This is a genomic window from Bacteroides faecalis (assembly GCF_003865075.1).
GTDB classification, from domain to species: Bacteria; Bacteroidota; Bacteroidia; order Bacteroidales; family Bacteroidaceae; genus Bacteroides; species Bacteroides faecalis.
The window spans coordinates 1-9,806 of the sequence record NZ_BHWB01000009.1 but is presented as its reverse complement, the minus strand read 5'-3'; the positions used below and the strand labels follow the sequence as shown (position 1 = coordinate 9,806).

Genomic DNA, 9,806 nt, shown 5'->3' with positions numbered 1-9,806 from the left:
ATTAGTGTTATTCATCTCGGATATTTTTCGTGATTCTGCCGCATGTAGATATTGTACGAAAGCAATATTTGGATTGTAAAATATCAAGCCAATGAAAATACTTTTGCAGCATAAAATATTTATAGGATACTTTCTTTTAATGGCGATCATTGGCAGCATGGTCGCTATTGTTCTGCACGAGCGTAGTCGTGTACAGAAAATAGAGAATGAATCAATCGCTATTTTTCAAACCCAGCACAATATCAATACCACACACCGCTATGTGACCACGTTAGTAACTTATGGTGAATCCGTCATGGTATGGAATGATGAGGATTCTGGGTGAAGTATAAGAATATCAGAGAAGGGGAACAATTGCATTTCGATTTGCATTTTCTTAACCGCATAAAGAAACAGTTCCCGGGGATAAAAGCTATTTCGCCTGAAATAACAGGACCTTATTCGCAAGTGATGAATAAAGCTAAAAGCGGACTTTTTAAGATTATAGGAATCAATGAAAACTATATGGGAATTAAGATACTTAAAATCAACGAAGATGGACGATATTTTAATAAAGGAGATGACGAGAATACCCGTAATGTTACCATTATCGGCGAAAATGTCAGTACGACCTTATTTAATAATCAAAAAGCGTTGGGTAAGTCGATCAACATTGCCGGTATTGATTTTAAGGTGATAGGCGTACTAAAGAATGATGATATTTTCAGCGCTTCGGAAATCAATTCGGTATATGTGCCCTTCTCAAGTTACATAAACTGTATTGACAATAAGACTCCATTGCGCGCTTTCTGTTTATATCTGAACAAAGAAGTTGATTCCAAGCGATTTGAGAATGAGCTGAGAGCCTTCATCGCTAATAAATACCAATTTGCTTATTCTGATAAGCAAGCCTTACAGATAATCAATTTTGAGACACAAACATCTGCTTTTGAGGGACTCTTTGATGGATTGAAAATGTTTATCTGGATCGTAGGAATTTGTTTTCTGATAAGTGGTATTGTTGGAGTAAGCAACATCATGTTTGTCGTGATCAAAGAAAGGAGTAGCGAAATAGGCATCCGTAAGGCTGTAGGAGCAACTCCTAAATCCATTCTTGTGTTAATGCTGACGGAATCTGTCATCATAACTGTAATCTCCGGTATCATCGGATTGATATCAGGTGCAGCTATTCTTGAGATTATAAATTGGTTGCTCGAAAGCGCCCGTCACGCGACAATGATAAAGCATGCAGAAATAGATATAAATGTAGCTGTTCTCGCTTTGGTTATCTTGATTTTGTCCGGTGTCATTGCCGGAGCATTTCCGGCTATGAAAGCATCTGTTATACAACCCATTGACGCCATTAGAAACGAAAATATAGGATAATGAAGACATTTAAGATTATATTAATTTGCATCTTTTCCGCCACACTGGCATTTGTTGCTTTTCGTTCTTCGCTAAGAGGTACAAAGGCAATTTACGAAACTACACAACCACAATATCGCGAGATCAAAGAGGAAATAAACATATCCGGCAATGTTTTTCCGATGAAGGAGATCGAAATAAAATCGCAGATATCGGGAGTCCTGGACAAGATTAATGTTTCGATAGGAGATAAAGTGCGCATAGGAGATTAAATATAAATTCAAGCAATCATAGCCCGTAATTCACTGAATTTGGCTATCTTTGCATAACATTTGAGAAAAACGGCGATTGGCAGGAGCTTTTCGCCGCCAACATATAGGATAAGACCGCAAGGCGTTTCAAGCGAAAATCTGGTAAATTGGAACTACGGAGACGATTGCGTGATGCTTATGCTATGCTTACGCATAGCGTGCATTCACGTACTCTCCGTAAAGGCTTTACCAGAGCCATCGCTTGAAGGTAGTGTGAATTGCACGCTACTTTTTTACCCTTGCCTAACGAAAGGAAACGATTATGGGTAAAGTTCAGATTCTCGCCGTACTGACGATGGACGGATGTCTTTCTTCAGAGTTATATGATAAAGCACATCAGGATTTGTGCCTTGACCGTTGCGGTCTTGATGAAATCAGGAAGAAAGCCTTTTACCGTGTGACACCGGACTATTCCATTTCAATGCTGCACGAATGGAGAAAAGACTGCACAAACATCCGTTACCTCGCGGAAGCCACACCGGACACGGCAGACTATATAAACGGACTGCTGCGGATGCACGCTGTGGATGAAATCATACTATACACCGTTCCTTTCATATCCGGAAGCGGACGACATTTTTTTAAGTCGGCTCTGCCAGAGCAACACTGGACGCTTTCCTCTTTGAAAAGCTATCCCAACGGTGTATGTCGCATTATCTATATCCTTGATAAAAAAGCAAGATAGCCAAAATGTGCGGCAAGCATACATTTCTATTTTCAGGAATAGAATAAATGTTCCGATTACAAACAATTTAAGTCGGAGATAATTTGTCCTTGTGAAAAAATACTGAATTTTATACCTCTGAAATCCAGCACTTTGTAAAATTGAGTGTTGGATTTTTTATTTTCTGCCGCGTTTTTTGCCAATTATATTCATGTGCGCACGCAGAAAACAAAGTGTAATTTTCAAAATTGACAGAACCATGAATTATTTCTTGCTGGCGGAAACCGACTTTTTCCGCCTGATAAACGAAGCCGGCGACTGCAATATGGAAACGGCATACACGGCTTTCGCCACCCAAGTGATCGAACTGTGCAACGGCGGCATGGACATGAACCTTACCGTCATCGCGCTTGCCTACATCGAAATCGAGTTGCAGCACCATCCCGTACGTAATCTGTCAGAAGAAAAAAGAGAGATTGCCGCCTACGTCAGCAAGGCTCTGTCTTTCGTAAGAAAGATGCAGAAATTCCTTGCCACGCCCCAAGTGCCACCACTAATATCCGCCAACAACGCAACAGAAACCACCGCCAGCCTTCTTCAATGGACGGGCAATGCCATCGACCTCGTGGAACTTATCTACGGCATAGACGTGATGGGCTGCATCAACAACGGCAATATGCCGCTCAAACAGCTCGCCCCACTTCTCTATAAGATATTCGGGGTTGATTCTAAAGACTGCTACCGCTTCTACACTGATATCAAACGCCGGAAGAACGAAAGCCGCACCTACTTCCTTGACAAAATGCAGGAAAAACTGAACGAGAAGATGCTCCGTGACGAAGAGATGGAGCGTATGAGAAGATAGACTAAGAATCCCTAAAGAATAACGGGCGGAGCAAGTTTGATACTTTGTTCCGCCCGCTTTCATTGCCTCACGTCAGCCCGGTTATTTCTGCTGTAACAGGTGTTTCAGATTGTCGTCGTTGGCAATCCGCTCCAGTTCCTCCTGAACAATCTGCTTGACTTCCTCCTTGATGCGCCTGTAATTCGCCTGCACCGTTTCCTTCATGTGGTCGTTGCCATCCTCGTCCGTGAAGTCGGTAATGACGGGTATCTTCTTGTAGGCTTTTTCCTCGCGTTTCACCTTCTCTGCATCCACGACAATCTCGCAGTGAAAAATCTTCTGTTCAATGCGCTCGTTGAAGTTATCGGACACAGAACCGACAAACATTCCCTGCGTCAAGCCGGAAATCTTGCTGGGCGGGATAAGCGCGTCCATCTGCGTATTGATAGAGGTGGAAACGTCCTGCCGGTTGATGGAAATGGACTGCCGTTTCTGCAAGACCTTTCCGAAGCGTTCGGATAGCGTCTTGGCGGTTTCACCCACCACCTGCCCGGAGAAGATATTACCGACGGTGTTCATCACGACTTTAGCTTCCTTATCGCCATAGTCGCGCACCAACTGGCTGAAATCCTGAAAGCCCAGACACACGGCAACCTTGTTGCTTCGTGCGGTGGCAATAAGGTTGTCCAGCCCCTTGAAATATATCGTCGGTAGTTCATCTATAATGACCGACGACTTCAGCATCCCCTTCTTGTTGATGAGCTTTACGATACGGGAGTTATACAGACCGAGAGCCGCACCATAAATATTCTGACGGTCGGGATTGTTACCCACGCACAGGATTTTCGGCTCTTCGGGATTGTTGATATCCAGCGTAAACTCGCTGTCCGACATTACCCAATAGAGTTGCGGGGAAATCATGCGCGAGAGCGGAATTTTCGCCGATGCTATCTGCCCTTGAAGCTGCTCAGCCGCCCCACCGAGCCAAGCATCCATGAATGGTGAGAGGTAGTTTTCAAGTTCGGGATATGAAGAAAGAATCGGGAAAATATCCTCGTAACGGCGGTTCAGGAACTCAATGGCATGGGGAAACGTGCAATACTTACCACCCTTATAGATTTTGAGATACCATATAATACTGGCAAACAAGATAATAGGTGATTCCACGAAGAAGTCACCCTGCTTCTGCACATCGGGTAAGTCAAGGGCATTACTGCCCCCTTCTCCCCTAAGAACCGTACGTGAGAGTTTCCCCTCATACGGCTCAAGCAACTCAATATTTCTATTTGTTGTTAGAAATCGGCTCATACTTTCAACAGTTTCGTTTATTTCGCTTGTAGCAGTTGTTATGGACAAGTTGCCGTACAATTGAACCACCAACAGATATTTCATTGACGTTCCATGCTTTTGTACAATCTATCTCCTTGCCGCATAACGGACAAGTCCGCTTCTGCTTGTTCCATAAATATAAGAGTGACTTACGTCCTTTGAGAGATTCCAGCATTTGTTGCTCCTTTCGCTGAAAGAAATAATCATCATATTCCGGGTCGAAAGGGTTTGCCTCCCCCTTGACTTGCTTGTACGGAGTATAATGTATATCCGACAACCTTTTAAGGGTCAGGTAGTTCACTTTCTTGCTTTTTGTTTCATATTTCCATGCAAACGTCCATTTACGCCCCCGAATTTCATGCCAATACTTATCTGCAACCCAAGACTTGCGTTTCTTTGGGTGGCGACGTAAAGCCCATTTCTTTGTGAGGTTGTAAATGTGATTGTCGCAACCGTGAAAAGCATTGGTTGATGCACCATATCGGTAATAGTTTCCCCAACCTGTTATCACAGGATTGAGCATTCGTATCAGCGATTCCTGCTTACACATTTTATGTCCTTTAACGATGTCACTGATTTTTGCCCTAAAGCGTTTCTGTGCATCTTTGGACGGAGATGTGTACAGCCTTTTGTCGAACTTCCTTACATTGAAACCTAAGAAATCAAATCCATCGTATATGTTCGTAATGGTAGTTTTCTCTTCGGATAAGGTAAGACCCCTTTCTTTGAGAAATTCTATCACCATTGGTTTGACCTCGTTTTCCAATAATTCCTTATCTCGACCTGTGATTATAAAGTCGTCCGCATACCTGATAAGATTCACTTTGTAGTGGAATGTCTTATAGTTGATGAAACGTCTTTTGAATCTTTCAGCCAAGAGTGGTTGAAGTCCGTCAAGTGCCATATTTGCAAGTGTCGGTGATATGATACCTCCTTGTGGTGTACCCTCTTCTGTCGGGAACAGTTTACCATTGAATACAGCTCCACATTTCAGCCATTTTCTGAGTATTGTTTTATCCATAGGGATATTTTCAATAAGCCAGTCGTGACTGATGTGGTCGAAGCAACCCTTAATATCTCCCTCCAAAATCCATTCGGGGGAATGCTGGCGATTTAGAACCGTATCAATCTGACGAATTGCGTCCATTGTCCTGCGCTTCTTTCGGAAGCCGTAAGAAAAACGGTCGCCTGTCGTTTCGGCTATCGGTTCCAATGCCATGAGATATAATGCTTGCATCGCCCTGTCTTTCATGGTCGGTATTCCCAACGGTCGGAGTTTACCGTTCTTTTTCTTGATGTGAACCCTACGGAGCGGCTGTGGATGGTAGCCACGACGTCTAAGTTCACCGATTGCTTTGTACTTGCGCTTGGGAGAGTCCCAAAGCTGTTTATCTACTCCAGACGTATTCTTCCCTTTGTTGGAAGTAACCCTCTTTACTGCCAATGCCTTGGCGTAAAAAGAGTGAGTAAGCATCCACTGCAAGGTTTTCACCTTGTTATGTCTGCCTTCTTTCTGAGCCTTTACAATACGCGCTTGTAGCTTTCGGACATAGGTTTCACACTTAGACCAGTTCATACCGTCCCAAGTCAGATTCCTGCTGTCAGCAGGCGCACACGATGTTTTAATCTCGTTCATTTGCTTTCCTCCTTTTGAAAGTTCTAAAAGTTATCTTGTAAAGAGTTACCATATACGGAAGTCTGCCCACTTTCGTGTCGGATGATGTTACCCTCATTAACTCGTGATGTTGGTTCAATCCGTATCCTCCCCATTACAGGGCGGCATTCGCTTTCTCCGTTATCTCATACCTGCACCCCATTCGGCTTGCCTTGCGGTTCGCTTACTCGCATTATTACGAGAGAGATACAGGCTTGCCCTGTTCCACGCAATTGACAAACGGATAGTTTAGGTTCTGCCAAGTCCGCCGGCAGTGCTATGTCCGTGTAACCCCAACATGGGCGAGGGTTATCCGACTGCTTACCTTTTGGTGAGAGCTAAAGTATCTTGCGCTCCTTCAAACCTTACGACGGCTAAAGTCAGTTCACATTACGTTAACCATGCTATCCAGCCTCGCCACTCGACGGTATGATACTAACCGCCCTTGACGTTTCCTCACGGTTCAGTCTTGTCCTTTCGGAAAGTGTACTTTGTCCTATAAGCTTAGCACAACCCATCACTGGAGATGCACCTTATAGTAGGCTACCGCTGACGGAACAGCGGGTTAAATCTTGCAATATACATTGCTGTTTAACAATCAATTACGTGACTTTTCAGGTCACACCCACGTTTTATTGAGATTGAGCATAATCGTGTACGCACTCTCGTAAGCGTCTGTAATATCCTCCATGAAATCCGGGTGAATGGGATTGCACCGATGAGAGCGTCGCGGGTCGTCGAAGTTGATCACATAGAACTTCGGCTTTACCTTGTAGCCGTCCGGGTGGTTCAGCAAATGGTTGTAGGCAATAGTAGATAGGTCGGGATACTTGAAATCGTAGATGTATTGACTAAAGCCCTTTTCAATCTGTTGCTTGATAAAATTGTTTACCACGGCATAGGACTTGCCGCTGCCCGGCGTACCCAACACGATGGACGCACGGAAGGGATTAACTACATTGATCCAACCGTTGTTCCAGCGTTTCCTGTAATAGAAACGTGTCGGCAGATTGACCGAATACTCACTTTCTATGAGCCGTGTTTCCTGCATGAAACTCTCGTTCTCGTTGTTGAATACATCGTCCATGAGGTTGTGCTTCAACAGGCGGCTCATCCACAGACCACCCATCAACAGGCAGACATAGCCCGTTCCAATGGTAAGGACATACAGTCCCGTCACCGCTTCAAGCGGCAGCGGCAGGGGCAGCAACCACCAGTTCAGGAAAAACAGCACGAACCCGACGGCAAATGCTGTCCAGATTCTCCCCCAAGTGATTTTCTCACCCTTGACACCCTTCGTACCCAGACAGGACAAGGCAAGCAAAAGGACGGAAAACAGCTTCGTGTAGAGAATGGAATGGAACAGCCCCGCCGTGCGGTCGAAGTTCAGAAGGATTTTGTCCACCACGCCGATGTTCACGCCCCACAGCCGGATGGCTTCGTAGCAGAACCAGTACACGTTCATGACCACTAAAATGATACTCACGGCACGCAGAAAATCCATGATTTTCGCCAATGCCCTCAAATCGTCTTCTTGTTGTGACATACATTGATTTTTTAATTGTTGATACTCTGATTACATACCCAAGCCCTTGCGTTTTTCTTCTTTTTGCGCTTCATCGCCCGGATGAAGGCTTCCTCTTCAGCGTCCACTGCCGGACCTTCGGGGGCAAACAGGTTCATGCCGCTGGAATGGCTTTCGTATTCCCCTCCGGAATATCCTTGCCTGTTCTCCAGTTCCTCCACCGGAACGGAGAGCGGAATCGGCGGCTGTCCGGCATAAGGCAGCGTGAAGTGTTCCTGCAAGGCGTTGGCAGAAAGTTCCTTGCCCATGCGTGAGCCGTTTAACACGCAGCCCGTGCGGTGGTCGATGAACGTGGCTCCATAGATGCGCCCTTCCTCCGTGTAGCGTAGCACGGTGTCGATGCCCTTCCTTTTGAGCGTGGCAACAAACTTCTCCTTGTCATACGTGCCTTCCAGCACGGAAAAGACGGTGCGTTTCGTCATGTCAGCAAGTTTCCTGTCCTTAATCTCCTGCTTGGAACGGGCAAACTTCTTCTGTACGGCTTCATAGCCGACGGACTTCCCGAACAGTGAGGACTTGAAAGGATTACCGACCTTGTTACCCTTATCGTCCGTGACGGAATAGACCAGCCCGTGATACTCACGTCCGCGCACATTGCCATGCGCTTCCTCCACCGTCATATTATATAAGGAAAGAAGGGCGCGGTATTCGCCCATCGTCTGAAACTTGTATCTGCGGTTCAGTTCTCTAATCAGATTCCCCGCCTGCTTCTTCACGTCGCCCGCAGAAGCGTCCACTTTGCGCAGCGGCGTATCAAGACGGCGGTTCTTGCGTTCCGCGTCGTGCAGCCCGTATTTCCGTTCCAGTTCGCGTGTTATCTGCTTGCTCCGGTAAAAGTTATTCCGGGTGTCTATGCTCCTGCCTTCCTCGTCCACCCTGACCGTCACAATATGCAGATGGTGGCGGTCGATGTCCTCATGCTTGAAAACGAGATACGGCTGGTTGCCGAACCCCATCTTCTCCAGATACTCCCGTGCGATGTCCTGAAGTTCTGTGTCCGTCAAAATATCGTCGGGATGCGGATTGAGCGAGATATGCACCACCGGTTTCTTCACCTTCGACCGCACGGGCATCAGAGCGAGAAAGTCCTCCATAGCCCGGTGGATATCCACCGTCCCCGAACCGTCATTGTAGATGCGGTTGGTTGTCAGAAGCCGCCCTTTCGCCTCGTTGATCTTTTCCCCGTTGTAGGCAAGTGCGCCGTACAACGAGTTTCCTACACTGATTTTTGCGACCATTTTTCCTGCATCTCTCTTGAAAGTTCCACAATCCGGCGGCTCAGTTTCACGAGTTCGACGGTCTGTTGCTCCAGCTTGTAGAGCAACGCCATCGCCTTTTTCTCGGAAAAATGCAGCCTCAGTTCCTTCACGACTTGGTTGTAGTTCGTGCCTATCGCGCGGAACTGCGCATGAAAATCGGACAGTTTGGTGTAGTAATCCACCAGCGTCTTGTCCACTTTCAGCACTTTGAACGGCTGCCCGAAGAAGTGCGCTTTCAGGAAGACCGACTTGGCGTAAACGCCCGACTTCTCGAACATGGAGAGGAAACGGTTGTGTTCCTCCTCGCTGAAACGGACGGTGTAGCGGAACACCGCCGGATCGAGTTTGGGATTTCTCCCGCCTTTGTTTCTTCTTTTTTCACTCATATTACTTTGGATTTAGCGGTTTGACGGCATAAGCCGCCGCTTCGAGGCACAGCACCGCAGGTTTGAGAGGCTTCCCGACTTCGGAGGGTAAGCCCGCCCCCCTGCAAGGGCAAGGCGTTTTCGTGGCTGCTCAAAATATTTTGAGCGGCTGAAAACATACCTTGCTATGTTCAGGTGAACATAAAAATCCGTCGGGGACGGATTGGGGATGATTCCTTTCAAACTCCGGGCTGCGCTACCTGCGGCGTACCCTGCCGTTCGGGTGCAAAGTTACGCCCTTAAGGCGATGTCCGACAGAGGCTTGACCCGGACAATCAGTGCCAACCGGCGCAACGTGCTGCCACTTGCCGGAGAAGTGATACAAGTTCCAAAATATCCTTGTTTATTTGCAGTGTGATTCGGATGTGGGACTGAAAATACACTCCTTCCG

Annotated in this window: 7 protein-coding genes and 3 pseudogenes; 5 read left to right on the top strand and 5 right to left on the bottom strand. The window is 46.4% G+C overall.

Annotated elements, in window-relative coordinates:
• Positions 1–91 precede the first annotated feature (91 nt).
• The 5 genes and pseudogenes from EJF25_RS15045 to EJF25_RS15025 form a co-directional block, all read left to right on the top strand.
• A pseudogene (locus EJF25_RS15045) lies at positions 92–319 on the top strand (hypothetical protein); the annotation flags it as partial.
• Between the two features lie 2 nt (positions 320–321).
• Positions 322–1,365: an ABC transporter permease gene (locus tag EJF25_RS15040; RefSeq protein ID WP_005809236.1), complete on the top strand. Its 1,044-nt coding sequence runs from the start codon at positions 322–324 to the stop codon at positions 1,363–1,365.
• Positions 1,365–1,616, top strand: a complete 252-nt coding sequence (locus tag EJF25_RS15035; RefSeq protein WP_005809234.1) for an efflux RND transporter periplasmic adaptor subunit — start codon at positions 1,365–1,367, stop codon at positions 1,614–1,616. Before EJF25_RS15040 ends, EJF25_RS15035 begins: the two co-directional genes overlap by 1 nt.
• A gap of 301 nt (positions 1,617–1,917) precedes the next feature.
• The gene (locus EJF25_RS15030; RefSeq protein WP_004291474.1) at positions 1,918–2,340 is read left to right on the top strand and encodes a dihydrofolate reductase family protein; all 423 of its coding nucleotides are present in this window, start codon (positions 1,918–1,920) and stop codon (positions 2,338–2,340) included.
• A 238-nt stretch (positions 2,341–2,578) separates the two neighbouring features.
• Positions 2,579–3,184 carry an RteC domain-containing protein gene (locus tag EJF25_RS15025; RefSeq protein WP_032543186.1) on the top strand — a complete coding sequence of 202 codons (606 nt, stop codon included), beginning with the start codon at positions 2,579–2,581 and terminating at the stop codon, positions 3,182–3,184.
• Positions 3,185–3,265: 81 nt separating this feature from the next.
• Here EJF25_RS15025 and EJF25_RS15020 read toward each other — a convergent pair.
• The 5 genes and pseudogenes from EJF25_RS15020 to mobA all read right to left on the bottom strand — a co-directional run.
• A pseudogene (locus EJF25_RS15020) lies at positions 3,266–4,354 on the bottom strand (TraM recognition domain-containing protein); the annotation flags it as partial.
• A 121-nt stretch (positions 4,355–4,475) separates the two neighbouring features.
• Complete coding sequence (ltrA, locus tag EJF25_RS15015) at positions 4,476–6,128, bottom strand: group II intron reverse transcriptase/maturase (protein WP_118275192.1); 1,653 nt, start codon at positions 6,126–6,128, stop codon at positions 4,476–4,478.
• Between the two features lie 640 nt (positions 6,129–6,768).
• Positions 6,769–7,692: pseudogene (locus EJF25_RS15010) on the bottom strand (YWFCY domain-containing protein); the annotation flags it as partial.
• Between the two features lie 11 nt (positions 7,693–7,703).
• Positions 7,704–8,969 (bottom strand): conjugal transfer protein MobB, encoded by a 1,266-nt coding sequence (gene mobB, locus EJF25_RS15005; RefSeq protein ID WP_200832921.1) that lies wholly within the window; start codon positions 8,967–8,969, stop codon positions 7,704–7,706.
• Positions 8,948–9,376: a conjugal transfer protein MobA gene (gene mobA / locus EJF25_RS15000; protein WP_005809224.1), complete on the bottom strand. Its 429-nt coding sequence runs from the start codon at positions 9,374–9,376 to the stop codon at positions 8,948–8,950. The genes mobB and mobA overlap by 22 nt, the downstream gene beginning before the upstream one ends.
• Between the last annotated feature and the right edge of the window lie 430 nt (positions 9,377–9,806).

What these genes read in the sequence shown, in the direction of transcription:
- EJF25_RS15035 (WP_005809234.1), top strand. Translation starts at nt 1,365, where the DNA reads ATGAAGACATTTAAGATTATATTAATTTGCATCTTTTCCGCCACACTG.
- EJF25_RS15030 (WP_004291474.1), top strand. Translation starts at nt 1,918, where the DNA reads ATGGGTAAAGTTCAGATTCTCGCCGTACTGACGATGGACGGATGTCTT.
- EJF25_RS15025 (WP_032543186.1), top strand. Translation starts at nt 2,579, where the DNA reads ATGAATTATTTCTTGCTGGCGGAAACCGACTTTTTCCGCCTGATAAAC.
- ltrA (WP_118275192.1), bottom strand. Translation starts at nt 6,128, where the DNA reads ATGAACGAGATTAAAACATCGTGTGCGCCTGCTGACAGCAGGAATCTG.
- mobB (WP_200832921.1), bottom strand. Translation starts at nt 8,969, where the DNA reads ATGGTCGCAAAAATCAGTGTAGGAAACTCGTTGTACGGCGCACTTGCC.
- mobA (WP_005809224.1), bottom strand. Translation starts at nt 9,376, where the DNA reads ATGAGTGAAAAAAGAAGAAACAAAGGCGGGAGAAATCCCAAACTCGAT.